This window comes from Parafrankia sp. BMG5.11, from assembly GCF_004337455.1.
Window position 1 is genome coordinate 82,232 of record NZ_SJXI01000061.1, and the last position, 25,772, is coordinate 108,003.

Annotated in this window: 20 protein-coding genes; 12 read left to right on the top strand and 8 right to left on the bottom strand. The window is 72.1% G+C overall.

Annotated elements, in window-relative coordinates; genetic code table 11:
- Positions 1-291 precede the first annotated feature (291 nt).
- Together dnaE and E0504_RS35295 are read right to left on the bottom strand one after the other, a co-directional pair.
- Positions 292-3,828, bottom strand: a complete 3,537-nt coding sequence (dnaE, locus tag E0504_RS35290) for a DNA polymerase III subunit alpha (protein WP_131626678.1) — start codon at positions 3,826-3,828, stop codon at positions 292-294.
- 405 nt (positions 3,829-4,233) lie between these two features.
- A complete protein-coding gene (locus E0504_RS35295; RefSeq protein ID WP_131626679.1) occupies positions 4,234-5,808 on the bottom strand; it encodes an aminotransferase class V-fold PLP-dependent enzyme in 1,575 nt (524 codons plus the stop codon).
- 353 nt (positions 5,809-6,161) lie between these two features.
- On the opposite strand from E0504_RS35295, the gene E0504_RS52535 reads away from it, so the two are divergent.
- Positions 6,162-6,338, top strand: coding sequence for a hypothetical protein (locus E0504_RS52535; RefSeq protein WP_235013670.1), 177 nt, complete (start codon positions 6,162-6,164; stop codon positions 6,336-6,338).
- Between the two features lie 164 nt (positions 6,339-6,502).
- On the opposite strand, the gene E0504_RS35305 is transcribed toward E0504_RS52535, so the two are convergent.
- The 6 genes from E0504_RS35305 to E0504_RS53630 all read right to left on the bottom strand — a co-directional run bounded on the left by E0504_RS35305 (position 6,503) and on the right by E0504_RS53630 (position 13,571).
- Positions 6,503-7,843 carry a DEAD/DEAH box helicase gene (locus E0504_RS35305; protein WP_235013672.1) on the bottom strand — a complete coding sequence of 447 codons (1,341 nt, stop codon included), beginning with the start codon at positions 7,841-7,843 and terminating at the stop codon, positions 6,503-6,505.
- Between the two features lie 723 nt (positions 7,844-8,566).
- Positions 8,567-10,162, bottom strand: coding sequence for a glycosyltransferase family 87 protein (locus E0504_RS35310; RefSeq protein ID WP_131626680.1), 1,596 nt, complete (start codon positions 10,160-10,162; stop codon positions 8,567-8,569).
- A gap of 11 nt (positions 10,163-10,173) precedes the next feature.
- On the bottom strand, positions 10,174-11,469 hold the full coding sequence (locus tag E0504_RS35315) for a DUF445 domain-containing protein (RefSeq protein ID WP_112107960.1): 1,296 nt from the start codon (positions 11,467-11,469) through the stop codon (positions 10,174-10,176).
- A gap of 124 nt (positions 11,470-11,593) precedes the next feature.
- Complete coding sequence (locus E0504_RS35320; protein ID WP_083391396.1) at positions 11,594-11,917, bottom strand: DUF6343 family protein; 324 nt, start codon at positions 11,915-11,917, stop codon at positions 11,594-11,596.
- Positions 11,918-12,220: 303 nt separating this feature from the next.
- On the bottom strand, positions 12,221-13,195 hold the full coding sequence (locus E0504_RS35325) for a hypothetical protein (protein ID WP_131626681.1): 975 nt from the start codon (positions 13,193-13,195) through the stop codon (positions 12,221-12,223).
- A 253-nt stretch (positions 13,196-13,448) separates the two neighbouring features.
- On the bottom strand, positions 13,449-13,571 hold the full coding sequence (locus E0504_RS53630) for a hypothetical protein (RefSeq protein WP_255565680.1): 123 nt from the start codon (positions 13,569-13,571) through the stop codon (positions 13,449-13,451).
- Positions 13,572-14,872: 1,301 nt separating this feature from the next.
- Between E0504_RS53630 and E0504_RS35330 the strand changes: the two genes are divergently transcribed.
- The 11 genes from E0504_RS35330 to E0504_RS35380 all read left to right on the top strand — a co-directional run bounded on the left by E0504_RS35330 (position 14,873) and on the right by E0504_RS35380 (position 25,763).
- Entirely contained in the window at positions 14,873-18,232 is a 3,360-nt protein-coding gene (locus tag E0504_RS35330) for a nitrate- and nitrite sensing domain-containing protein (RefSeq protein ID WP_373693971.1), read from the top strand.
- Positions 18,232-18,651, top strand: coding sequence for a roadblock/LC7 domain-containing protein (locus E0504_RS35335; protein ID WP_018505681.1), 420 nt, complete (start codon positions 18,232-18,234; stop codon positions 18,649-18,651). Before E0504_RS35330 ends, E0504_RS35335 begins: the two co-directional genes overlap by 1 nt.
- A gap of 115 nt (positions 18,652-18,766) precedes the next feature.
- Complete coding sequence (locus E0504_RS35340; protein WP_020459983.1) at positions 18,767-19,138, top strand: DUF742 domain-containing protein; 372 nt, start codon at positions 18,767-18,769, stop codon at positions 19,136-19,138.
- On the top strand, positions 19,119-19,742 hold the full coding sequence (locus E0504_RS35345) for an ATP/GTP-binding protein (protein ID WP_020459984.1): 624 nt from the start codon (positions 19,119-19,121) through the stop codon (positions 19,740-19,742). Before E0504_RS35340 ends, E0504_RS35345 begins: the two co-directional genes overlap by 20 nt.
- Positions 19,743-19,804: 62 nt before the next feature.
- On the top strand, positions 19,805-20,803 hold the full coding sequence (locus tag E0504_RS35350; protein WP_020459985.1) for a LuxR C-terminal-related transcriptional regulator: 999 nt from the start codon (positions 19,805-19,807) through the stop codon (positions 20,801-20,803).
- 331 nt (positions 20,804-21,134) lie between these two features.
- Positions 21,135-21,512, top strand: coding sequence for a TcmI family type II polyketide cyclase (locus E0504_RS35355; protein WP_018505685.1), 378 nt, complete (start codon positions 21,135-21,137; stop codon positions 21,510-21,512).
- Between the two features lie 393 nt (positions 21,513-21,905).
- Positions 21,906-22,163, top strand: a complete 258-nt coding sequence (locus tag E0504_RS35360; RefSeq protein WP_071066855.1) for an acyl carrier protein — start codon at positions 21,906-21,908, stop codon at positions 22,161-22,163.
- Between the two features lie 49 nt (positions 22,164-22,212).
- The gene (locus E0504_RS35365) at positions 22,213-22,707 is read left to right on the top strand and encodes an SRPBCC family protein (RefSeq protein WP_071066856.1); all 495 of its coding nucleotides are present in this window, start codon (positions 22,213-22,215) and stop codon (positions 22,705-22,707) included.
- A 10-nt stretch (positions 22,708-22,717) separates the two neighbouring features.
- Entirely contained in the window at positions 22,718-23,140 is a 423-nt protein-coding gene (locus tag E0504_RS35370; protein ID WP_018505688.1) for a cupin domain-containing protein, read from the top strand.
- 77 nt (positions 23,141-23,217) lie between these two features.
- Entirely contained in the window at positions 23,218-24,489 is a 1,272-nt protein-coding gene (locus E0504_RS35375) for a beta-ketoacyl synthase (protein WP_112105928.1), read from the top strand.
- Complete coding sequence (locus E0504_RS35380) at positions 24,486-25,763, top strand: beta-ketoacyl synthase N-terminal-like domain-containing protein (protein WP_112105929.1); 1,278 nt, start codon at positions 24,486-24,488, stop codon at positions 25,761-25,763. The genes E0504_RS35375 and E0504_RS35380 overlap by 4 nt, the downstream gene beginning before the upstream one ends.
- The last annotated feature ends 9 nt before the right edge of the window (positions 25,764-25,772 follow it).

The following is a 25,772-nucleotide window of genomic DNA, read 5'->3' on the forward strand; positions in this document are numbered from 1 at the left end:
AGGCGCCGCCACCGGGCCCGCGCGGTGCGCCACGCGGCCCGGAGGCCGGTCTCGCGGTGCACGCGGAACTCGGCCCATCAGTCTGCCAGGGGTGGCGTCGGCGAAGGCAGGGCGACGCGAACCCACGTCACCGCCCATGCTCCCCCCGGCGAGGGGTGTCGCAAACGGTGTCGCGGATCGCGTCGCGCGTGTCGCGGTGATGGGCCACCAGCCAGCGTCGCGCGGAGGAGGCGACGGCAGGCGTCGGACCGCGGCGGGAGCCCCAGGCAGGGGCCCCGGCCGGGGGTTTGTTCAGGCGACGGCGGAGGCCCCCAGCAGGGCCTTGAGGTCACCCATCAGCGCGGCCGTCCGCTGCACCTTGTAAGCGTCGTCGAGCCGGAGCAGGGTCGTGCGGCTCGCCGACTGCAGGCGCAGGTGGACCTCGGTGGTGCCGGGGTGGTCACCGAGCACCTCGCGCAGCCGATCGACGGTGGGCGGGTTGACCCGCGACGCCGGCAGAGTGATCACCACCGGCGGGCTCAGGGAGTGCTCGCTGAGGTCGGGCACGGTCAGATCCGAGGCGACCAGGCGCGGGGTGTCCTCCCGCTTGTCGACCCGCCCCTTGACGATGACGACCGCGTCCTCGGCGAGCTGGGTCGAGCAGGTCTCGTAGGTCGCCGGGAAGAACATGACCTCCAGGCCGCCCTCGAGGTCCTCCACGGTGGCCAGGGCCCACAGCTTCCCCTGCTTGGTCACCTTGCGTTGCAGGCTGGAGATGATCCCGCCGATGGTGACGACCGAGCCGTCCGGGTAGTCGCCGCCGTTGAGGGAGGCGATGCCACAGTCGGCCTTCGCGGCGAGGATGTGCTCGACCCCGAGCAGCGGATGGTCCGAGACGTAGAGCCCGAGCATCTCCCGCTCGTGGGAGAGCAGTACGGACTTGTCCCATTCCTGGTCGGAGAACTCCTGCACGCCGAAGATGGGGGCGGTGTCCTCCTCGGCGTCCTCGCCGTCGAAGGCGAAGAGGTCGAACTGGCCCTCGGCGTTCTTCTTCTTCACGCCCATCACCGCGTCGACGGCCTGTTCGTGCTTCTCCACCAGGCCGCGGCGGGTGTGGCCGAGGGCGTCGAACGCACCGGCCTTGATGAGCGACTCGATCGTGCGCTTGTTGCAGGCGACGGCGTCGACCTTGTCGAGGAAGTCGGGGAACGAGGTGAACCGGCTCTTCGCCTTCCGGTTGCGCACGATCGACTCGACGACGTTGATGCCGACGTTGCGGATCGCGGCGAGGCCGACCCTGATCTCGTTGTCGCCGTGCGCGGTGTAGTCAGCGTCGGAGGTGTTCACATCCGGCGGCAGGACGCGGATTCCCATCCGCCGGCACTCGTTCAGATAGATCGCGCTTTTGTCTTTGTCGTCGCGTACCGAGGTCAGGAGCGCCGCCATGTACTCGGCCGGGAAGTTCGCCTTGAGGTAGGCCGTCCAGTAGGAGACCAGGCCGTAGCCGGCGGTGTGTGCCTTGTTGAAGGCGTAGTCGGAGAAGGGGACGAGAATGTCCCACAGGGTCTTGATGGCGGCCGCGGAGAATCCGCTGGCCTTCATGCCGTCGGAGAACGGCACGAACTCCTTGTCGAGGATCTCCTTCTTCTTCTTGCCCATCGCGCGGCGCAGCAGGTCGGCCTGGCCGAGTGTGTAGCCGGCGACCTTCTGCGCGATGGCCATGACCTGCTCCTGGTACACGATCAGGCCGTGGGTGGTGTCCAGGATGTCGGCCAGCGGCTCGGCGAGCTCGGGATGGATCGGGGTGATCTCCTGCTGGCCGTTCTTGCGCAGCGCGTAGTTGATGTGCGAGTTGGCGCCCATCGGCCCCGGCCGGTACAACGCGAGGACGGCGGAGATGTCCTCGAAGTTGTCCGGGCGCATCATCCGCAGCAGTGAGCGCATCGGCCCGCCGTCGAGCTGGAACACCCCGAGGGTGTCGCCGCGGGCGAGCAGCTCGTAGGACGCGGTGTCGTTGAGCTCCAGAGCCATCAGATCGATCTTGAAGCCGCGGTTCGCCTCCACGTTGCGCACCGCGTCGTCCATCACGGTGAGGTTGCGCAGGCCGAGGAAGTCCATCTTCAGCAGGCCGAGGTTCTCGCAGGTCGGGTAGTCGAACTGCGTGATGATCGCGCCGTCGGCGTCGCGGCGCCACACCGGGATGTGGTCGATGATCGGTTCAGCCGACATGATCACACCGGCAGCGTGCACGCCCGCCTGGCGGATGAGCCCCTCCAGGCCCTTCGCCGTGTCGATGACCTTGCGGACGTCCGCGTCGGACTCGTAGAGACCCCGGATCTCGCCGGCCTCGCTGTAGCGGGGGTGCTTGGGATCGAAGATCCCGCCGAGCGGGATGTCCTTGCCCATGACGGCCGGCGGCATCGCCTTGGTGATCCGGTCGCCCACCGCGTAGGGGTAGCCGAGGACCCGGGAGGAGTCCTTGATGGCGGCCTTCGCCTTGATGGTGCCGTAGGTGACGATCTGGGCGATGCGGTCGTCGCCCCATTTCTCGGTGACGTAGCGGATCACGTCGCCGCGCCGACGTTCGTCGAAGTCGATGTCGATGTCCGGCATCGAGACGCGGTCGGGGTTGAGGAACCGCTCGAACAGCAGGCTGTGCGGGATGGGGTCGAGGTCGGTGATGCCCAGGGCGAAGGCGACCATGGAGCCCGCCGCGCTCCCGCGCCCGGGGCCGACCGGGATTCCCTGGCTCTTCGCCCACATGATGAAGTCCGCGACCACCAGGAAGTAGGACGGGAAGCCCATCGCGAGGATGACCCCGAGCTCGTACTCGACCCGGGCGCGGTGCTCCTCGTCGAACCCGTCGGGGAAGCGGCGGGCCATGCCCGCCCAGGTCTCCTTGCGGAACCATGACTCGTCGGTCTCCCCGTCGGGGACGGGGAAGCGCGGCATCAGGTTCTGCTTGGTGAACATGCCGGCCGGGTCGACCCGCTCGGCGATCATCAGTGTCGTCTCGCAGCCCTGCTGCCAGGCGTCGGACGTGTCGATCGCGTACATCTGCTCGGCGCTCTTCAGGAAGTAGCCCGAGCCCTCGAACTGGAAGGCCGGGTTCGCCACCGTCGACGCGGTCTGGACGCACAGCAGCGCGGCGTGGGTCGTCCGCTCGGCCTCGTAGGTGTAGTGCGAGTCGTTGGTGACCACGAAGCGCATGTCGAGCGCGCGGGCGATGTCGACCAGCCCGTCACGGACCCGGCGCTCGATCTCGATGCCGTGGTCCATGATCTCGCAGTAGTAGTTGTCGCGGCCGAAGATCTCCTGGTAGGTCGCGGCGGCCTTCAGCGCGGCGTCGTACTGGCCGAGCCGCAGCCTGGTCTGGACCTCTCCGGAGGGGCATCCGGTCGTCGCCATCAGGCCCGCGGCGTGTTCGGTGATGATCTCCTGGTCCATGCGCGGCCACTTGATGTAATGGCCCTCGATGGATGCCCGGGAATTGAGCCGGAAAAGGTTGTGCAGGCCTTCGGCGTTCCGCGCCCATATCGTCATGTGGGTGTAGGAGCCACCGCCGGAGACGTCGTCGCTCTTCTGGTGCGGCTCGCCCCAGCGGACGCGCTGCTTGAGCAGCCGTGATTCCGGCGCGACGTACGCCTCGCAGCCGATGATCGGTTTCACGCCAGCCGCGGTCGCCTGCTTGTAGAAGTCGTACGCCCCGTACATGTAGCCGTGGTCGGTGATCGCCACGGCGGGCATGCCCTGCTGCGAGACCTCGTTGAACATGTCCTTGAGTCGTGCCGCACCGTCGAGCATCGAGTACTCGGTGTGAACGTGAAGGTGGACGAAAGAGTTCGGCATGTCGTCGGACCTTCCCGCGCGCGGAGGGCACGCCGGTCGATGCTCTGTGGGAGGCGGTACTGGGGCGGTGGCTCAGGGTGTTCGGTGACGCGCTGAGAAACGTGTGACGAGATTTAGGTAGTTCCCTCGTTCAATTGTCCTCAGGTTGATTCTCGGGGTGGCGGTGACGGCATTGTGTCTCTCGGTGTCCGTGTGGGGTGCCGGTCGTCGTCCGGCGTCTTCCCAGCAGCCTAACCCGGCCCGCTGGACGGACTTCGGGAAGATGCCGACGTGTCCCGCCCGGGGGCACGCAAACAGGCCGTCGCACACCCGCCGGCCCTTCATCGGACTACACGCAGGACTACACGTAGGACTGCGCATCGGACTGCACCGAGGACGGTGCGGCGCTGGTCGGGCCGAGTCGGGCTACCCGCCTGCCGAGCCCGCGCGAGGATGGCTGGTCGTGTGGGCGGCGGCGGCGCGGGGGCGGTTGCCGGCGCGGGCCCCGGTGGCGGCGGCCGCCACCGCGGCCACCGCCCGGTCGACGTCGGCCTCGGTCGTCGTCCAGTTGCAGACCGAGACCCGCATCGCCACCCGGCCGCGCCACACCGTGCCCGACACGAACGCCTCCCCGCCCGCGACCACCAGATCCGTGGTCGCGGCAGTCGTCGCGTCGTCGTCGTCCACCCGCACCAGCACCTGGTTGAGCTCGACCTCGTTGAGCACCGCGACGCCGTCCAGCGCGGCAAGGGACACGGCGAAGCGCCGCGCGTGCGCGCAGCAGCGGTCGACCAGCTCGGTCAGGCCCGACCGCCCGAGCGAGCGCAGCGCGGCGTACAGGGCGAACCCGCGGGCCCGCCGGCTGAACTCCGGCGTCCACTCCAGGGGGTCGAGCTCGCCGTCCGTGGCGTGGACGAGGTAGTCCGCCCGGGTGGACATCGCCGCCCGGTGCGCCCGATCGTCGGCGACGATCGCGATCCCGCAGTCGTAGGCCACGTTGAGCCACTTGTGCCCGTCCGTGGCCCAGGAGTCGGCAGCCGCCATCCCCGCGACCAGGTCCCGGCGCCGGGCCGACGCGGACACGGCCGCCCACAGCCCGAAGGCGCCGTCCACATGCACCCACGCCCCGTGCTCGTGGCCGATCGCGCAGATCTCCGCGAGCGGGTCGAAGGCGCCGGTGTTGATCTCGCCGGCCTGGGCCACCACGATCGCCGGGCCGGACCCGTCCGCGAGCGCCGCGCGCAGCGCGTCGGGCCGCATCCGCCCCGCCTCGTCCGCGGCCACCACCGTCAGCCGGCGGGTGCCGAACCCCAGCAGGCGCAGCGCGACATCCACCGTGGTGTGCCGGTCGGCGCCCACGAGAACGCGCACCGGCGGGGCCCCGTGCAGGCCGTCGGCCTCCACATCCCAACCGTGGCGGGCCAGCACCCGGTGCCGTGCGGCGCCCAGCGCGGTCACGTGCGCCATCTGCGTGCCGGTGGTGATTCCGACCGAGGCGGACGCGGGCAGCCCGAGCAGCTCCTTGACCCACGACCCGGCCACCGACTCGGCGGCGGCAGCCGCCGGGGCCAGGCTGGACAGGCCCGCGTTCTGGTCCCAGGCGACGGCCATCACGTCGGCGGCCAGCGCCGCGGGCACGATCCCGCCGATCACGTACCCGAAGAAGCGGGGCGACCCGGTGGCGGTGAGCCCGTCGGCCGCCGCGGCGGCGAGCGTGTCGACGACCTCGACGGGATCGCAGGGCCCGGCCGGCAGCGGCCCGCCGAGCTGGGCGCGGATCTTCTCGTATCCCGAGGCCGGGGCGACGGGGCGCTCCCGCAGGCCGTCCAGGTACCCCGCGACATGCTCGAAGGCCCGGACCGTCGCCGCCCGGACCTGCGCGGCCTGGGCTGTCGAAGTCTGCGCGCCGTTCGGGGTGTCCGTGCCGCCGAGTGTGTCCGTGCCATCCGGTGCGTCTGTGCCGTCCAGCGTGTCTGTGCCGTCGAGTCGGCCTCCCGCCACCGGTCACCCCTCCAGTCCTGGACGGTCCGCGCCGGCCGCCGAGCCGCCTGCTTCCCGTCGGCCGTTCCGGCCCGTCCGCGAGCTGTGTCCCGAGAATGCCGGACATCCGGGCCCACCCGCGCGCCGGCGTGACCCTCCCGACTGGATGCCGGCGCCACGCGGCCGGCCAATCGTCCGTGCTGGTGGTGGCTGTGAGTGGCACGGAACGTCCGGAGCGAGCACATCGGACCCGGCGCCGGGGGCGGGTCGGGATCACTGTGACCGCAGACACCTGGTGCGTAAGGATGTGGGTCCACTCGATACCGTTTTGGTATCCAGTGTCGATTCGGCGCCTCTTCGGAAAGGTGTTGCGCATGGAGCAGGACGAGTCGGTTGGCCCCGAGATGGGGTCTGTGGTGCCAGGTCAGCGGGAGGTGGTCTCAGTAACGGCGGATGTCGCCGACCTCTCGGAGACGAGCACCGATGGGCTCTCCTTGGGCCCGGTGGCGAACCCGAACCGGCTGCGACTGGGCGTCTCGCGCTCGCTGTGACCACCGTCGGGTGATCCTCCGGAGGTCGCGGCCCGCGACTGATCCAGGAAGCCGAGACGAAACCACCGGTGCCCCGGAACGCTTCCGCGTTCCGGGGCACCGTTCGTATGAGAGCCATCCCCGGGCCTGACCCCGAAGTCGGAGTCAGGCCCGGGGCGGTGGGATCAGGCTCCGGGCGCGGGGTGGGGGTCCGCCCGCGGCGCGGGGCGCGTCTGGGCCAGGCCCCGGGCCGGGCGGCCCGGGCGGTGAGCGTCGCGGGCCGCCCCGGTGAAGGTCGAGCCGGCGGTGCGGGCGCCCGGCCCGCCGCGCCGGTGGCCGCCCTCACGCGGCGCGCCGTCGCGCCGGGCGGAGTCCCGGCGGCCGCCACCGTCGCGTCGGCCGTCACCACGTCGGCCGTCGCTGCGCTGGCGGCGGGCCTGGATGGTCGCCGGGTCGACCGGCGGCGCCGGCGGTCCGGCGAGCTCGGCGACGATCGGGTCGTCGGGCTGCGTCGGGACCGGCTGGGTCGGGATGCCCATGGCCCGCAGCAGCGACCGGGCCTTGCCACGCTCGGCCGGCACGGTCACCAGGACGTCGGCGCCGTCGGCCCCGGCCCGGGCGGTGCGCCCGCCGCGGTGCTGGTAGGTCTTGGCGTCCTCGGGCGGGCCCAGGTGCAGTACGAGGCCGATGCCGTCGACGTGGATGCCGCGGGCGGCGACGTCGGTGGCGACCAGAACCCGGTAGAACCCGTCGGTGAACCCGGCGAGCGCCCGGGTGCGGGCCCCCTGCGGCATGCCGCCGTGCAGGGGCTCGGCCGGTACCCCGGCCTCGGTGAGCGCCTGCGCGACGCGGTCGGCGTCGCGCTGGGTGCGCACGAACACCAGGGTGCGGCCGGCGCCGCAGGCGAGCGCGGTGACCAGCCGGAGCTGGGCGGTGCGGTCGACGGACTCCATCGCGTGCCGGGCCAGGGTCGAGACCTGCGACACCTCCGGGTCGACGGCGACGAGGACCGGCTCGGGCAGGTAGCCCCGGACGAGGACCTCGACCTCGCGGTCCAGCGTGGCGCTGAACAGCAGCCGCTGGCTGTCGGACGGGGTCATGTCCAGCAGCGCCTTGACCGCGGGGAGGAACCCGAGGTCGCACATGAAGTCGGCTTCGTCCAGGACGGTGATCTCGATCTCGTCGAGGATGCAGGCGTCGCGCTCGACCAGGTCGGTGAGCCGGCCCGGGGTGGCGACGACGAGGTGCACACCCCGGCGCAGGGCCGAGATCTGCCGGCTGATCGACGTTCCGCCGTAGACCGGGGTCATCCACAGCCCCAGCGCCCGGGTGAGCGGGGCCAGCACGTCGTTGACCTGCTGGGCCAGCTCACGGGTCGGGACGAGGATCAGCCCGCGGGGCTGACGGGGGCGGGCGGCGCCGGTGGTGGCGAGCCGGGCGAGCAGCGGCAGGCCGAACGCCAGGGTCTTGCCGGAGCCGGTGCGGGCCCGGCCGAGCACGTTCTCGCCGGCCAGCACGTCGGGCAACGTGGCGGCCTGGACCGGGAACGGCCCGTGGATGCCCTTGTCCGCGAGCGCGGAGACCAGCCGCGGGGGCAGGCCCGCCTCGGCGAAGGACTCGGCGGGCGGACGGGGGGAGCGGGTGGCGAGCGCCGGGCGCGCCGCCGGGCGCTCACCGCCGCGGAACGGGGCGGGACGAGGCCCGCCGCGGCCGTGTCCGGTGGGACGGGTACGGCCGCCCCGGGAGGGACGGGCCGGACGGTGGGCGGGGGTGGGCTGGGTGCTGCGGGGCTGAGTCAGGGGATCCGCCGATCAGGTCAGGGCCGACAGAACAACGCCACGTCGGTTCCACGCGCCATGCGGCGTGGTCTACAAGCGCGGAAAGTGTCGTCCGGCGGCCAGGGGGCGGCCGGTTTTCACGCGACCGGACCCAACCGCGGTCTGAGACCGCCATGGCGCTCGCACCGACCTTCGGACATCCGGCCCGATTGGCCGGATGCCCCAGAGATCTTGTCGCCGCCCCGTGGGTGGTTGCCCTCGGTGACGCCGACATGAAGACGTTACCTCGTACCGGGCCGTGATCGGGGGGCGCGAGGTGTGTGGTTAACCATCAGGGGAGGAGGTTCTACGTCACATCTGGTCCAGTGAAGCGCCGAACTGCGGTTCGGAGTCGGTTGGACGACATTTCCTCTTTAGATGACCTTGAAGACCTCAGCATACGCCGGATTGCCCATGCCTGGCGGGCATCTGTTACTGGGGGTGCACCCGGCCCGTTCGGGTGCGCAGCGCGCCGGTGGCGGGCATCGGCACCGGCCACCGGACCCGGCGCCGGCGCGGGCTCACCGGGCCGAGCGGGCCCGCCGGACCAGGCTGCGCGGCCCCCCGGTCCCGGCTGGCGCCGACCGCCCAGGCCAGCAGGGCCAGCGTTCCGACGAGCGCCCCGTAGGCGCCGACGACCCGCGCGTCCTCGCCGCGGGCGCGCGCCGCGATCCAGCACACCGCCCCGACCCCGCCGACCAGCGCGGCCACCAGGACAGCCCGTAGCGCCGTCATGGCCATCCGTGGCGCCGCCACCGGCTCGGACGCGGCCAGCCCGGGTACGGGGCTTTCAGGCACCGCCACGGCCGGTGCCGCGACCGCCGGCTCGGCCACATGGCCCGACCCAGCCACATGGCCCGGCTCGGCCGCCTGGTCCGGGTCGGCTGGACGTCCTTCCCGCCGCCGACGGGCCGTGCGCACCAGCGGCAGGGCGACCAGCGGACCGAGGACGACGGCCGCCACGAGCAGGTCGATCGGAGTGCTCAGATGTGGGGTCACCAGCAGCCAGCTGCCGCCGGTGAACAGAGCGAGGGGCAGGTCCGGGTCGCCGGGGGCGGCCGGGTGGCCCGGGCCGCCGCGGGTGATCGCGAGCAGCGGGGCCACCAGCAGGAGCAGATAGTGGCTCCACACGATCGGCGAGGCCACGAGTGCCGCCGCCACCACGCCGGCGAACAGCAGCCCGTCGCCGCCGGCGCGGCTCCGCCCGCGGGCCCGCCACAGACATCCGGCCAGCAGCAGGCCGGCGGCGGCGCGGGCGCCCCAGGTGGCGGCGCCGAGGCCGAGCCCGACGTTCATCAGCAGCCCGGTGAGGCTCAGCCCGTCGGGCGCCTCCTCGCGGGCGAGGACGGACAGCATGTCGGCGTAGGTGTGCGCCGCCACCGGGCTGTAGATCTCCCCGACGCCGAACAGCGCGGCCAGGGTGACGAGCGCCACCACCGTCGCGCGCGGCCGGCGGGTCAGCGCGAGCCAGAGCGCGACCGGGACGAGGAAGAGCTTGCTGTACACGAGCACCGCGGTGAGGACCCCGGCCGCCACGGGGACGTCCCGCAGCCGCCACAGTGCCACCAGCCCGCAGAACAGCAGCGCGTTGAGGGTGCCCATCTGCAGCCCGGTGATGGTGCAGGACGCCGTCAGCACCAGGGCGAACGTCCACCGGCCGGCGCCGGCGAGCCGGCAGGCGGCGAGCAGGGCGACCACCGACAGCGCGATGAACAGCTCGGAGGCGCCGGGAAGGGCGGAGAGCGGGACGAACGGCAGCGACACCAGGTACGGGTAGACGAAGGCGAAACCGGAGTAGACCTCGGGTGTGCCGGGCGGGGGGTAGGGGTCGCGGCCGTCGGCGACCGCCGCGCCCGCGCGGAGAAAGACGTCGACGTCGAAGTGGGCGATCGGGGCCACGTAGCCCACCCAGATCAGGGCGAGGAGCCCGGCGATGACGAGCGGGCCCGCGGCGCCGGCGGCCGTGCCGCGTTGCTCCGGTCGGCGCTCCACCCAACCCCCAGGGTCGTCGTGTGCTGCGTCGGTCATGTTCCCACCCGTCAGAGCAGCAGCTCGGTGAGCAGGTGGATGACCAGGCCGGCGAGCGCGCCGACCACCGTCCCGTTGATGCGGATGAACTGCAGGTCGCGACCGACGTGCAGCTCGATCCGCCGGGACGTGTCAGCCGGCTCCCAGCGGGCCACGGTGTCCCCGATGACGGCGGCGATGTCCTCGCGGTAGCGGCCGACGGTGCGGGCGGCGATGTCGGCGGCGGCCCGGTTCACGGTGGACGCCAGCGCCGGCTCGGTGGCGAGCCGGTTCCCGAAGGCCGCCAGCTCCTCGGTGGCCCTGGTGCGCGCGGTTCCGTCCGGGTCCGTGGTCAGGTCGAGCAGTACGCCGCGGGCGGTCGCCCAGATCGCCGACACCGCCCGGTCGGTCTCCGGGTGGGCGATGATCCGCCGCTTCAGCGCCTCCACCCGCTCGCCGAGCTCGTCGTCGGTGCGCAGGCGCTCTGCGAACGTGGTGAGGAAGGAGTCCAGCGCGCGGCGCACCCGGTGGTCGGGGTCCCTCCGCAGGTCGGCGGCGAACCGCAGCGCCTCGGCGTACGCCTTGGCGGCGACCGCCTCGTCGAGCCACTTGGGCGACCAGGCCGGCGCCTGTTCCCGGACCATCCGCACGACCGTGTCCGGGTTCTGCTTCAGCCAGTCCTCGATCTCGGCGACGAGCAGGTCGACCAGGTGATGATGCGTGCCCTCCGCGACCACCCGGTCGAGGGCCACCCCGAGCACCCCCGCCCACCGCCGCTCCACGAGCCGGGGCAGGACGGTCTTCTCGACCAGCTCGCGGACGAGGTCGTCACTGATGCCGGAGATCATCGAGGCCACCCGTGCCGAGACCTCGGAGGTCACGCGTTCGGCGTTCTCCCGGCGGCGCAGCCAGCCACCGACCCGGCTGGCGACCCCGAGCTGGTCCAGTTTCTCGCGGATCACCTCCTCGGCGAGGAAGTGCGTTCCGACGAAGTTCTGCAGGCCGCGGCCGAGGGCGTCCTTACGGCGCGGGATGATCGCGGTGTGCGGGATCGGCAGCCCGAGCGGGTGCCGGAACAGCGCGGTGACCGCGAACCAGTCAGCCAGCGCGCCGACCGTGCCGGCCTCGGCCGCGGACGCCACGTAGCCGACCCAGCCCGGCGCGCCGGAGGCGTCCCACCGCCAGGCGACGACGTACACGGTGACCATGAAGGCGAGCAGCCCGGTCGCGATGGTGCGCATCCGGCGCAGCCCCTGGCGCATGCGGGCCTCGCTGAACGGGTCGCCGCCGAGATCGCGTGGGGCCCCGCCCGTCGCTGTCAGTGTCATCGCCCGCCCACCGGTGTCATCCGCGCCCGCCCGCCCCTCCGCAGGACCCTGCCGGAGAGCGCGGGCCTGGGGGCCGGGCTCGCGCGGCGGCGCCGACCCGCTCCGGCGGGGAGACAGCAACACCCTACGGGCGCGGCCCGTCAGCCCGGCGGGCCGCGCCCGCGCGGCGATGGATGACGACGAGGTCGACCAGCGCCGTGGCGGCGATGATCCCGAGAACGACCGCCGGCACGGTTCGGCCGGCCACCGCGAGCAGACCGCTGAAGACCCCGCAGAAGACCAGGCCGAACACGGCCAGCGCCCGGCGCAGGCCGAGGGCGCTGGCGGCCGGCGCGGCACCCGTCCGCGCGTCGCCGAGCGAGCCCAGCCGGCGCCACCACGGTGTGCGCCACCAGGGTGGGGGGTGCGCGGGGCGTTCGGTGCGCTGCCGGGGCACTGGAGCGGTCACGCCCTGCGGTGTGCCCGCCCAGGCGCGGACGAACCAGGACCACCCCGCAGCAGGGGAGGTCACAGGAAAGCAATCATCAGACATAAAAAGGGTATCGAAAAGGTTTGGCAGGAAGTTGCCTGTCGGCCTGCCTGGCCCCCTCTGATACTTCATCTCGTGATAATGGGGTTGAGGGGTCTGTGAGCGTAGGTGACGGCGCGTTCCCGCCTGTTCCCGCGATGTTCTCGCCAGCGCGGCCCGGTCGGTCGCCGGGCGGCGGCCTCGGTGTCCCGCCGCCAGAGCCCCGGTGCCGGTAGCCCGGCGTTAGCGTGCCTGCGCGGCCGCGGCGTCGCCGACCGCGTCGATGAGCAGTTTCGTCGCGGTGAAATCGACCGGGACCTCGATCACCCGGACCCCGCCCGCACCCAGCGCGGCGGCCAGGCGTTCGCGGTGGTCGGCGGCCGAGCGGAGCCCGCCCCTGCGGCCCCACACCTCGACGACCAGGCTGGCATCCAGATCCGAGGCCAGCTCGAGCAGGGTGGCGGCGGTACCGGTCGGGGGCTGCTCGACGACCGCCACCCCCACCCGGCCCTGCCGCCATGCCAGCAGGGCACCGGCCACCGCCACACCGCCCCCGGCTGGCGCGACGCGCACCTCTCCGCCGACAGTGGGCACGGTGTGATCCACCCACAGCCCGGCGGCACCCGGCTCGGCCAGGACGATCCCGTTCGCCGGCAGCGTCTCGGCGACGTCGGCGGCGGCGCGGGCCGGGTTGAGTGGCGCGTCGTCCCGTGCGAGGAGCGAGCCGACGACCTCGGACGCCGCACCGGCCGCGGTGCCCGATTCGGTCGCCGTCGCCGTCGCCGTCGCCGTCGCCGTCGCCACGGCCACGGGCGCGTGCACGGGCGCGGCGGCAGACACGGGAACGGGGAAGTCCAGGGGGAAGCCCAGCCGCAGCCGGATCTCGGCCGTGCCGCGGGCGCGGGCCGCCTCGAGCGCGGCGACCAGGGCGGCCGGTGAGGGGATCGGATCCACCCGGGTCGGTGCGGCGGGCGGGGCCCCGGGGGAGGCCACGGCCGGCGCGGACAGCAGCGTGAGCACCTCGCCGTCCCAGGTCGCGCCAGGTCCGTGGCCCAGTGCGGCGGCGGCTGTCGCCAGCAGGCGGGCGCAGGCCTCATCCGGGGCGGTGATCTGGTGGGGCGAGCCCGGCCCCGTCAGCGCCGCACCCGGGGACGGCCCGTCCGGCATCGTCACCAGATGACGCACCCCGACCGAGACGAGCCACTCCCCGACAGTCATGGACCGAACGCTCCTTCTCCAAACGGATGGCGGGCGTCGGTGTGATTCGGCTGCTCATGGTGGTCTGGCCGCGTCGGCCCCGTTGCGCCCCGGTGTCCTGCATGTCCACGGTGGCGTGCCAGGTGGCGGCGGGGAAAGTGTTGTGACCTGCATCCACGGGGGGCGGCCGCCGCTGGTCGCGCTGCGTGGGTGGTACCTGGCGCTGAGCGCCTGCCTGCCGCGTCGGGCGACCGTATCGAGAATGGGCGCTCGCTCAGCGTGTGCAGGGGTCGAGGAAGGGGACGTCCGGCAGTTCCCGGGACCACCACCGCTCGTCGGGCGCGTCCTCACCGGCGCAGGCCAGCCGGACGAGCCGCGCCGGGTCCACGGTGAACACGGTCGGGCCGCCCCCGCCGCCCGCGGCGGCGAAGGTCGTCCCGGCACCGTCGACGGCGAGGCGGCGCCGCCCGGCCGCGCTCTGCTCCAGCCGTGCGACAGCCGGGCAGGCCGTCCAGGCGCGGTGTGCCGTGGATGATGCGGTACAGCACCGCGTCCGTGGGACCGGAGTCGAACGGCGGACGGCCGGTACCCGCGTAATGCCCGATCGAATGAGCCTGATCGCTCGCGCCCTGTCCGCGGTCTTGCGACCATCCCGTGCTCGGACAGCGGCTTGCGGGTTGTGCGGGTCCGCGGGTTGCGCGCGGCGGCCGGCGGGACGTCCGGTGGCCAGCGAGGATGTCTGGTGGCCAGCAGTGCAAACCGGGTTGGGCGGTGCGGTCGGCGGGGAGCGGCCTGGTCGAAGCTGCTACACGAAGAATGCCGCTTTCGGTCAAATCCAGGGGTGTGAGGGCGGGACCCGGTCCGTCCCGGCCGGTCTCTCCGGGGCACGTCCCACCTGGGTCTTCACGCGGTTGCGCGCGGGATCGCCGTCGCGCGGCAGTGAGTTCGGCCGCCGCGACAGCGACCGTCCGAGGCGCCGGCGGTGGATGGCCGCCGGGTCGCGCGGCGGGTCGGCGCAGCGCTCCGGATCGCGAACCCAAACCCGACTTCAACCCAACGGGCGGCAAATTTGCTCATCCGGGGCGCTCCGTGCCGTCGGATGCCTCGGGCGTGTCGGCCCGCGTTCGGGCGCCGGGCATGGTGGCCTGCGCCGTGGGCGAATGGGCCGCCGGGGCTTCCCCGTCCGCTGCGCCGTTCGTCGACGGTGATCGGTTCCTGTTTGCGAATGCGCAGGTAGTACGCCTGCTGACGGCTATCGGGACAGGATCTAGACCACGCCTGATGTGATGTGCATCACCATGCCGTATGTATTCCTGTATATCAAAGGGCGTCCAACAATCGCTGGCGCCAAGGCGGGGAGCGCTTACAGCCTGTGATTCCGTGATTCCTGCCGGGAATACCCCTTCCGTGAGCCGGTTGACAAAGGCCGCCCACTCTCGCCGTCCTCATCGGTGTGCTGATGGGACGTGCTGAGGGGACTTGCAGGCAGGCTCGCTACAGTTGTCCGACGTCGGACGCTTTCAGGCGGGCGCGGGCCGGGTGTCATTCGATCGCGGTCCGCCCTTGTCGCGCGCCGTCCGTCGCGGACCAGGCATCGAATGAGCGACTCGCTCAACCCGCACACGAGGCGCCCAACCCCGGGGCGTCGGACGAGAGGACTGGATGCTCCGGAATTGGCCCATCCGCTCGAAGCTAGTGGTGATTCTGATCGTCCCGCTGGCCGCGCTGGCCGTGCTGAGCGCGATACAGGTGCGCGGGGACGTCGACAACGTCCGGGCCGCGGACCGCATCGAGGCGCTCGCCGACTTCTCGATCAAAGGTAACAACCTGGTCCACGTGCTTCAGCGCGAACGCTATGCGACCAACTCTTACGTCGGATCGGGCTTCACCAACCCGGTGCTGGGGGAGGGGGCGGTGGCGGCGCGCAAGCCCGTCGACGAGGCCCTCGCCGCCTACCAGGCCGACGAGCAGACGCTGCCCGCGTCCGCGCGCGACGCCCTCGGCTCGACGCTGAGTTCCATCCGGACACATCTCGACCAGCTGGCCGAGCACCGCAAGCAGATTGACGCTCGCCAGACCCAGATCGCGGCGAACGGGGCCTTCTACAACGAGGCCGTGAACGAGCTGCTGCTACTCAACGCGCGAGTCGCGGCCGGTAGCTCCGACGCCAAGCTGGTCAACGGTGCTACCACGCTGGCCGGTATCTCCCAGGCCAAGGAACAGGCCTCCCAGCAGCGTGGTTCGGTCGCCCAGATGCTCTCCCTGGGCGGGGCCAACCCGCAGATGCTGCGCGCGCTGCTGGCCACCGCCGGCGCGGAGACCGCCTGGACCGAGCAGTTCCGCACCACGGCGACGCCGTCCGAGCTGGAGCTGTTCACGAACACGGTCGGGCGCTCGGCCACCGGCGTCAACCAGATGCGCGAGGACGTGGTCAGCGCGCTCAGCGCGCAGCAACCCCCCACCGTCGGCCTTCGTGACTGGCTGACCGCCGCCGACGGCAAGATCGGCCAGATGCACGACGTCGAGGTGCAGATCGCGACCGACCTGGCGGCGATAAGCCGCGACATCGCGAGTACGGCCTCGCGGGACGCCCTGCTCGGAAGCATCGGCGTGGCGATCATCCTCGTGTTGTCGGTCGTGATCTCGTTGCTCGTCGCGAGCCCCATGATCGGCCAGCTCCGCCGCCTGCGTGGAGGCGCGCTCGACGTCGCCAACGAGCGGCTGCCCAGCGTCGTCGACCGGCTGCACCGGGGTGAGCCCGTCGACATCGACGCCGAGTCCTTCCCGGTACCCGCGACCAGCAAGGACGAGATCGGCCAGCTGGCGGAGGCGTTCGCCACGGTGCACGAGGTGGCGGTGCGCACCGCCGTCGAGCAGGCCGCGATGCGCAAGAGCATCGGGGACACCTTCCTCAACCTCGCCCGCCGCAGCCAGGCCCTGATCCACCGCCAGCTGAAGATCATCGACGCGCTGGAGCGCAAGGAGACCGACCCGGACGAGCTCGAGGAGCTGTTCCGCCTCGACCATCTCGCGACCCGTATGCGGCGCCACGCCGAGGACCTCATCGTCCTCTCCGGCTCCAAGCCCGCCCGTGGCTGGCGCCGGCCGGTTCCGATCAAGGACGTCGTCCGCGGTGCGGTCGCCGAGGTCGAGGACTACACCCGGGTCAAGGTCCTGCCCATCACCGGTGGCGCCGTCTCCGGCCACGCGGTCGGTGACGTGATCCACATGTTCGCCGAGCTGATCGAGAACGCTACCTCCTTCTCGCCCCCGCACACGCCCGTGCAGGTCGCCGGGCACCCGGTCTCCAACGGCTTCGTGGTCGAGATCGAGGACCGCGGACTCGGGATGAACCAGGAGGAGATCGACGCGCTCAACAACCGGCTGGCGAACCCGCCGCCGTTCGACCTGTCGACCAGCGAGCGGCTGGGTCTGTTCGTGGTCAGCCGGCTGGCGGAGCGGCACGACGTCCAGGTGCGGCTGCGGCCGTCGCCGTACGGCGGCACGATGGCGATCGTCCTGCTGCCCGCGACCCTGCTGCGTGCCTCCGACGACAAGGGCGAGGACAGCAGTCCGCGCGAGTTCGCCGCGGTCGGCGCGTCGAGCGCCGGCACGCAGGGCTCGGACCTGGCCGGTTCGCTCAACGGCATCGGTGACCGGGTGAACGGGGCCGGTGGCGCCAGCCCGGAGAGCAACGGCCACTGGGCGGGGGACATCCCCGGGGACGCCCTGGACGCGGCGGCGCTGTCGGCGGGCGGAGCCGTCAACGGTGCCGGCACCAGCGCCGACGAGACGCTGATCGACGACCTCCCGGTCTTCGCCACGGCGCGGTCGAGCTGGTTCGTCGCGGAGAAGCCCGGTGGCAGGAACCGGACAGACGACGAGGGAGACGACGACGGTCCGGTACCGCCGCGCCGTCCGGGCGAGCTGACCGGCCCGACGCGGCGGGCCGAGCTCCCGCCGTCCCGGGACGGCGCCGGTTACCCGGACGACGCGGGGGCCGGGAGGAACACGGGCTGGTCCGACGGACGGTCCGACCCGGCGGCCTCGCTGTTCGGTCCGCCTCCGGGTGGTGGCGAGTTCGGTGGCGGCTCGCTGTTCAGCGCTCCGCCCGACACCGGTCAGTTCAGCGGCTTCGGTCCGAACGGCTTCGGTGACGGCGGCGGCTACGGTGACGCGGGCTTCGGTGACGGCGGCGGCTACGCCGGCGGCTTCGGTGGCGGCGCGACCGATGTCGGCGCCAACGGCATGGCCGGCAACGGATCGGGTGGCTTCGCTGACTCGGATTACCACACCGCCGAGTTCAGCCGGTCCGGTTTCGGTACCGGCGGCGGCCTCGGGACCGATGGTGGTCCCGGGAACGACGGCGGTTTCGGGAATGGCGGCGGCCTGGGGCAGGAGACCGGCGACGGCTTCGGCTCGGCCGGAGGTTTCGGTTCGGGTGACGGCTTCGGCTCGGGTGACTCCCAGCCCGGGGCCGGGCTGCCGTCCCGCTCACGGACCGGGCGGGCCTCGGGCGACTACGCCCGCGCCGACTACACGCCACCGGGCCAGCAGAGCCCGGCCGGGGACGGGACCGGCTACCGCGAGCCCCGCGCGGACCGCGGCCAGGAATTCGGCCGTCCCATGCGGGAGAACGGGTACGGCGGGGCGGAACAGGCCTACCCCGGACGCCAGGACGGCGGCATCGGCGACGGCGCCTTCCGCCGCTCGGCCCGGTCGTCGCACCCGGGGCAGTCCACCGGTGGGGGCTCCGCCTACCCCGGGGCCAACCCGCCGCCGGCGGCACCCCCGTTCGACACGGGAGCCGCCGCGGCGGAGGAGTCCGCCGACGACGGTCTCGACGAGCTCGGCCTGCCCAAGCGGCGGCGGCGCGCGAACCTGGCGCCGCAGCTGCGCCGGGAGAACGCGGACGCGGGCCGTTCGTCGCTCGCCGCGGGCCCTCGTTCACCCGAGGAGATCCGCAGCATGATGTCGTCCTTCCAGGCCAACTTCGGCCGTGGGATCGAGGACGGAACGGTGTCCAATGACGGAGATGATGTGAGGAAGGTAACCTGATGCGTCCGCTGGGGCCGTCGGAGAACATGAACTGGTTGCTCAACAACCTGGTCAAGAAGGTCCCCGAGGTCACCTATGTGATCGTGCTTTCTTCGGACGGTCTGCTGCTTGCGACCTCGCGTGGAATGGACCGGGCCACCGCTGACCAGCTCGCCGCGGTGGCGTCCGGATTCAACAGCCTCGCCCGGGGCGCCGGCCGGTTCTTCGGCGGCGGTAACGTTCGGCAGACCATCGTCGAGATGGAGGCGGGATTCCTGTTCGTCACCGCGGTCGGTGACGGCTCGTGCCTGGCTATTCTCAGCAGCCCGGGCGCGGATATCGGTCTCATCGCCTACGAGATGGCGCTGCTGGTGACGAGGGTGGGTGAGTTTCTGACGCCGGAGCTTCGCGCCGAAATGCAGTCGGCGCTGCCGATTTAGGACCTGTCCGAATGCACGCGCGGTGGCGCGTCACCGGTTCCGGCCCGTTCCCCACGGGCTGGAACCGGTGACGCGCCACCGCGGGCAAATGACGATCCCAGGCAGGAGGACCGCGGTGTCAGGGGATGAGGAATGGTTCGACGACGAGGCCGGGCCGGTGGTGCGGCCCTACGCCGTCACGGGGGGGCGCACCCGTCCCAGTAACCGGACCCTGGATCTGGTGGCCCTGGTGTCCACCTCTCCGCAGGGGCGGGCCATCGCGACCACGCTGGAACCGGAGCAGCGTGCCATAGCGGTGCTCTGCCAGCGGCTCCAGTCCGTCGTCGAGATCTCCGCCCGACTCAACCTCCCAGTCGGCGTGGCACGTGTGCTCGTCGGCGACATGCTCGACGCCGGGCTGGTGAGTGTGCACCGGCCCGAACGAACGTCGGACCGCCCCAGCGTGGCGATTATCGAAAAGGTGCTCAGTGGACTCCAGGCTCTCTAGGACCCGAGCGGCCGATACACCGGCGCCGCATCCGGTCAAGATCATCGTTGCCGGTGGTTTCGGAGTCGGGAAGACGACGTTCGTCGGCGCGGTGAGCGAGATTCCCCCGCTCACCACCGAGGCCGCGATGACGTCCGCGAGTATCGGTGTTGACGACACCAGCGCCGTCGCGTCCAAGACGACGACGACGGTGGCCATGGACTTCGGCCGAATCACCCTGGTCGACAGCGTGATTCTCTACCTGTTCGGGACCCCCGGCCAGGACCGCTTCTGGTTCATGTGGGACGAACTCGTCCTGGGTGCGATCGGCGCGATCGTGCTCGTCGACACCCGCCGTCTCGCCGACTCGTTTCCCGCCATCGACTACTTCGAGGAACGTGACATCCCGTTCCTCATCGCCCTGAACCACTTCGAGGGCGCGCGCCGTTACCGCAGCGAGGACATCCGCGCGGCGCTGGACCTCGACCCCCGCCGGCCGATGGTGCTGTGCGACGCCCGCCAGCGGGAGTCGGTGCGCCAGTCGCTCATCGCGCTGGTCCGCCACGCCCTGGAGGTGGTCTCCGCGGAGAGCCAGCGACCGGGGCTGCCGACCGGCTCACGGTGAACGACACCGCGCGTGCCGCCCCAGCGCCCGCGGACCATCCGCTTCGACCTGGGAAGGGGATCTTGCTCGAGCTTCTCGGTCTCGACGACGTCACGCTGTCGGCCTACCGGTTGTGGCTGAGACATCCCGACATGGATGTCGACGGGGTGGCCACGGCGGTGGGGCAGGCGAACGACACGGTCCGCCGGTCACGGGACCGGCTCGTCGAGTTGTCACTGCTGTTGCCCTCCACCGAACATCCCGGCCACCTGGTCGCCGTCCACCCGGAGGCCGGTCTGGAGCATCTGCTCCAGGCTCAGCACGAGGCGCTCATCCGCCGCCACGAGCGGCTTGTCCGGGCCCGGGCGCAGGTGAGCACGTTCGTCTCGGAGTACCTGGACAACCGGCCCGGTGGGGACGGCGCGGAGGTCGAGCACATCGACAGCGCCGACCAGGCCCGGGCCGAACTGCTCACCCTTGTCGGCCGGGCCGAGAAGGAGGTGCTCGCGCTGCACACCCGGCGCGGCCGCCCGCCGGCGTTGACCGCGGAGGTTCTCCCGGTCGAGCTGCGGGCGCTGCAGCGCGGTGTGGCGATGCGCAGCGTCCTCCCACGCACGGTCAGCACCGACGAGACGGGTGTCGGTTACGTCCGCACGGTCGCCTCGCACGGCCTGGAGGCCCGGCTCGCCGACGACCCGCGCATCGACGCGACGACCGTGGACGGCCGGGTCGGGCTGGTGCAGTTCGTGCAGCACGGCACCGACCCGCACGCGCTGATCGTGCGCTCGCCCGCGCTGGCGAACCTGGTCACGATGCTGTTCGAGCAGGTCTGGGACAGCGCCGAGCCGCTGGCCGCGGAGGCCGACGGCGACCTGGAGAGCCCTGCGGACGACCGGCCGAACGACACCGAGCGGCTGCTTTTAAGGCTGCTCAGCCTGGGTGTGAAGGACGAGGCGGCGGCCCGCCATCTCGGGGTGTCCGTCCGTACGGTGCGTCGGATGGTCGCCGACCTCATGACCCGCCTGGACGCCCGTAGCCGCTTTCAGGCCGGGACGGTCGCGGCCCGGCGGGGTTGGTTGTAACCGCGTTGTGATCAGTTGGTCGGATCGTTGGCAGTAGATGGTCAGGGCAACTTCCTGCCACCCGGAATGCCGGACAGAAGTTCCGATGGGCCGCATGATTCCGATGAGCAACCGGAATTACGTATAACTGGCGCGGACCACCACAGCAGGAACCGGCCAGGTGGCTTCGCCGACCGGCGAACGCGTGAGACCGGTCACTTGCGCGTGTCGGTGCCGAGCGCATCCGATATGGCCGGTGCCTTCGGGTCGATCCGGCCCTTCGGTAGCGGTCGGCCGTGTTCGAACACGCGCGGCGCAGCCTGTTCATCGTGACTCCGAAAGAGGAGATCGAGTGCCGACGGAATCCGGCTCGGTTCCGAACCAACGCACGACCAGCCAGCGGACGCTGATTGTCGCCCGGATGAACCCCGAAGACGCCGGTGCGGTCGCCGACGTCTTCGCGGAGTCGGACGCCGGCGAGCTTCCACATCTCGTCGGCGTCGCCCGGCGCGACCTTTTCCGTTTCCACGGGCTGTACTTCCATCTCATCGAGAGCCGGGCGGACATCAACGGCACGCTGCCGCCGGTTCGGGAGCACCCGCTGTTCGTCGACGTGAACAGCAAGCTCGAGAAGTACATCGCGGCGTACGACCCGCAGACCTGGCGCGGCCCCCGGGACGCGATGGCCGACAGCTTCTACACCTGGGTGGCCGATCAGAGCGGTCCCTGAGCCCGCGCCGGCGCGGGACCAGGTTCCGCGCCGGCCCCGGGGCTCCGCCTCCGCGCGGCCGGCCGCCGCAGGACGAACGGGCCGTCCCGACCTTCGTCGCATGCGCCGCAGCCATCCGCCCCGCGCGGCTGGTGGCCCCGCCATGCCCGCAGGCCGCCCTGCCCGAGCCTCGGACGCCGCTGTCCGGGCCGGGTCCGCGCGCCCGCGGCCGGCGGTCCGCCGGCCGTCCGCTCCCAGCCCCCCGAACGCAGGTCACCGTGGTTTCGGGTGCCCTGGGTTCAGGCCGCCCGGTCTCCGGAGCGCTGTCTTTCGAGCTTTCAGGCTGCCCGAGTTTCAGAGATTGATGTCACAACCGTATCCCGCGGACGCGGGAATGGTGAGAAGGGAACGCAGATGCCCCTGCAGTGGACCGCCGACGAGCTTCTCGACTTCCTCGTGGAGCAGGCCGGCCTGCCGCCGGAGGACCGTCCGACCGAACTCGGCGTGACGTTCACCGACATCGGTCTGGACTCGCTCGCCTACCTGCAGCTCCAGGCCGAGGTACAGGAGCGGTTCGGTGTCGACCTGCCGAACGAGGCGCCGGAGGGATACACCCTCGCCGACATCCTCACCACGGTGAACAGCGCGCTCCTGCAGTCCGAGGTCGCCTGAGACTCCAGGCCGAGACCATTCCCCTCCAGTGAGCGAACCGGAGAAACACATGAGCGGGCACACCGACAACTCGATCTTCATCGATGCCGACATCGACCTCGTCTGGTCCATGACGAACGACCTGGAGTCCTGGCCGTCGCTGTTCACCGAGTACGCCTCGGTCGAGATCCTCGAGAAGGCCGAGAACACCTTCAAGTTTCGGCTGACGATGCACCCGGACGAGAACGGGACGTCCTGGAGCTGGGTGTCCGAGCGCACCCTCGACCCGGTGAACCACAAGGTCCGCGCCTACCGGGTGGAGACGGGGCCCTTCGAGTACATGCACATCGAGTGGACGTACCTGCCCGAGGGCACCGGCACCCGGATGCGCTGGGTGCAGGACTTCAAGATGCGCCCGACGGCGCCGGTGACGACCGAGCAGATGACCGAGCGGATCAACACGAACACACCGCGCGAGCAGGCGGCCATCCGCGGCAAGGTCGAGGCGGCGGCCCGCGCCGCCGCGCCGGCGGCCGACCAGGTCCAGGTTCCCGAGCAGGTCTGAGGAGATAACGGTGAGCATCGCAACCCCCGCGCCCCTGACGGTCCCCAAGGTCCTCTCGATCCACGACGTGCCGGCCAACCGGCGCCGCGGCGGTGACATCCGCACGCTGCTGTCCCCGGCGACCGTCGGCGCCAAGTCCGGGTTCCTGGGCACCCTCACCCTGCAGCCCGAAGAAGTGGTGACCGAGCACTGGCACCCCTACTCCGAGGAGTTCCTCTACTGCGTCAGCGGCGCGGTCACCGCCCGCCTCGACGGCGAGCACACCGCGCTGCCCGCCGAGCACGGCCTGCTCATCCCGATCGGCATGCGGCACCGGATCGTGAACACCGGCGACGAGGTGGCCTTCCTCGTCTTCCACCTCAGCCCGCTCGCGCCGCGGCCCGACCTGGGGCACGTGGACACCGAGCCGCTACCCGAGCAGTCGCAGCAGTGAACAAACCCACGCAGCGGTCGCGGCCGGACGACGCTCACGGGCCGGCGTCACGGGACGGGGGTCCGCGCCGCACCGCGGTGACCGGGGTCGGCGTCGTCGCCCCCGGTGGCTCGAACCGCAAAGAGTTCTGGACCCTGCTCACAGACGGCCGCACCGCCACCCGCCGGCTGTCCTTCTTCGACCCGTCGCCGTTCCGGTCACAGGTCGCGGCCGAATGCGACTTCGACCCGCTCGCCGCCGGCCTCACCCGCCAGGAGATCGCGCGCAACGACCGGTTCGTGCAGTTCGCGCTGGCCGCGGCCGCGGAGGCGGTGGCCGACAGCGGGCTGGACCTCGGCCTCGGTGTCGGCGGCACCGAACGCGAGCCGGGCGACGGGCCGGTCGTCGGGGTGAGCATGGGCAGCGCCGTCGGGGCGACCACCCGGCTCGAGAACGAGTACGTGGTCGTCAGCGACGGCGGGAAGCACTGGGAGGTCGACCCGCGCTACGCGAGCTCGTTCCTCTACCACGCGCTCGTGCCGAGCTGCCTGGCCACCGAGATCGCCTGCCGCTTCGGCGCGCACGGCCCGTCGTTCGTGGTCTCCACCGGGTGCACCTCCGGCATCGACGCGGTCGGCTACGGCCACCAGCTCATCGTCGACGGCGAGGCGGACATCGTGATCGCCGGCGCCTCCGACGCGCCGCTCTCGCCGATCTCCATCGCCTGCTTCGACGCCATCCGCGCCACCTCGGCCCGCAACGACGACCCCGAGCACGCCTCGCGGCCGTTCGACGCCAGCCGCGACGGCTTCGTGATGGGAGAGGGCAGCGCCGTGCTGATCCTCGAGGAGCTGGAGTCGGCCCGGGCCCGTGGCGCGCACATCTACTGTGAGGTCGGCGGGTACGCCTCGCGGTCCAACGCCTTCCACATGACCGGCCTGCGCCCGGACGGCGTCGAGATGGCCGAGGCCATCCGCATCGCCCTGGACCAGGCGCGGCTCGACCCGTCCGCCGTCGACTACGTCAACGCCCACGGGTCGGGGACGAAGCAGAACGACCGGCACGAGACGGCCGCTTTCAAGCGGTCGCTGGGCGCCCACGCCCACGAGGTGCCGGTCAGCTCGATCAAGTCGATGGTCGGCCACTCCCTCGGCGCGATCGGCTCCATCGAGCTCGCGGCCTGCGCCCTGGCGATCGAGCACAACGTGGTGCCGCCGACGGCGAACTGGTCGACCCGCGACCCCGAGTGCGACCTGGACTACGTCCCGAACACCGCCCGCGACCACACGGTGGACGCGGCACTGTCGGTCGGCAGCGGGTTCGGCGGGTTCCAGTCGGCCATCGTCCTGGCCTCGGCGGACCGGGCATGACCGTCCTGGACACCGCGCCGGCCGGTACGGCCGGCCGGGCCGCGGGCCCGGTGCGGCCGGTCATCACCGGGCTCGGGGTCATCGCGCCCAGCGGGGTGGGCCTCGACGCCTACTGGGCCTCGACGCTGCGCGGCGAGCTGCGCGTCGCGCCGATCACCCGGTTCGACGCGAGCCGCTACGACACCCGGATCGCCGGCGAGGTCCCCGACTTCGTCGCCGAGGAGTTCGTCGACCACCGCTACCTCGTGCAGACCGACCGCTGGACCTGGATGGGCATGGCCGCGTCCAAGCTGGCGCTGGCCGACGCCGCCTACGACCCGGCCGAGCACGACCCGTACGAGACGTCGGTGGTCTTCGGTAGCGGCTCGGGGGGCAACGACTTCGGCCAGCGGGAGCTGTCCCGGCTGTGGACGCGCGGGCGCACCGCGGTCAGTGTCTACCAGTCGATCGCCTGGTTCTACGCGGCGACGACCGGCCAGACCTCGATCCGGCACGGGCTCAAGGGCCCGTCGGGCGTCCTCGTCTCCGACGGCGCCGGCGGCGTCGACAGCCTCGCCCAGGCCCGGCGCACCATCCGGCGCGGCACCCCCACGGTGCTCGCCGGCGGCGCCGAGTGCGGGCTGACGCCGTACGCGCTGACCTGCCACCTCAGCAGCGGCCGGGTCAGCTCCGCGGCGAGCCCCGCGGACGGCTACAAGCCGTTCGACGTCCGCGCCAACGGTTACCTGCCCGGTGAGGGTGGGGCGACCCTGCTCGTCGAGGACCCGGCTGCCGCGGCCCGCCGCGGCGCCCGCGTCTACGGCGAGATCGCCGGCTACGCGGCCACCCACGACGGCGCGCACCACGAGCAGGCGCCGGCGGACTCGCGCTGGCTGGCCGCGGCGATGCGTCGCGCGCTCGCCGACGCGGAGCTCACCCCCGCCGACGTCGACGTCGTGTTCGCCGACGGCGCCGGCTCACCGGACCTCGACGCGCTGGAGGCGGAGGCCATCCGGGCCGTCTTCGGCGCCGGAGCGGTGCCCGTCACCGCCCCGCAGGGGCTCATCGGACGGCTGTGCGCCGGCGGCTCCGCCCTCGCCGCGGCGACCGCGCTGCTGTCGATCCGCGACGGGGTGATCCCCGCCGTGGGCAACCTCGACGAGCCCGACCCCGCCCACGGCCTCGACCTGGTGCGCTCGCCGCGCGAGGGCCGGGTCCGGGTCGCGCTGGTCAACGCGCGCGGCCACGGCGGGTTCAACAGCTCGCTCGTCCTGCGGGCGGTCGACACCGACTGACCTGCCTCT

What these genes read in the sequence shown, in the direction of transcription:
- dnaE (WP_131626678.1), bottom strand. Translation starts at nt 3,828, where the DNA reads ATGCCGAACTCTTTCGTCCACCTTCACGTTCACACCGAGTACTCGATG.
- E0504_RS52535 (WP_235013670.1), top strand. Translation starts at nt 6,162, where the DNA reads ATGGAGCAGGACGAGTCGGTTGGCCCCGAGATGGGGTCTGTGGTGCCA.
- E0504_RS35310 (WP_131626680.1), bottom strand. Translation starts at nt 10,162, where the DNA reads ATGACCGACGCAGCACACGACGACCCTGGGGGTTGGGTGGAGCGCCGA.
- E0504_RS35315 (WP_112107960.1), bottom strand. Translation starts at nt 11,469, where the DNA reads ATGACACTGACAGCGACGGGCGGGGCCCCACGCGATCTCGGCGGCGAC.
- E0504_RS35325 (WP_131626681.1), bottom strand. Translation starts at nt 13,195, where the DNA reads ATGACTGTCGGGGAGTGGCTCGTCTCGGTCGGGGTGCGTCATCTGGTG.
- E0504_RS35335 (WP_018505681.1), top strand. Translation starts at nt 18,232, where the DNA reads ATGCGTCCGCTGGGGCCGTCGGAGAACATGAACTGGTTGCTCAACAAC.
- E0504_RS35360 (WP_071066855.1), top strand. Translation starts at nt 21,906, where the DNA reads ATGCCCCTGCAGTGGACCGCCGACGAGCTTCTCGACTTCCTCGTGGAG.
- E0504_RS35365 (WP_071066856.1), top strand. Translation starts at nt 22,213, where the DNA reads ATGAGCGGGCACACCGACAACTCGATCTTCATCGATGCCGACATCGAC.
- E0504_RS35380 (WP_112105929.1), top strand. Translation starts at nt 24,486, where the DNA reads ATGACCGTCCTGGACACCGCGCCGGCCGGTACGGCCGGCCGGGCCGCG.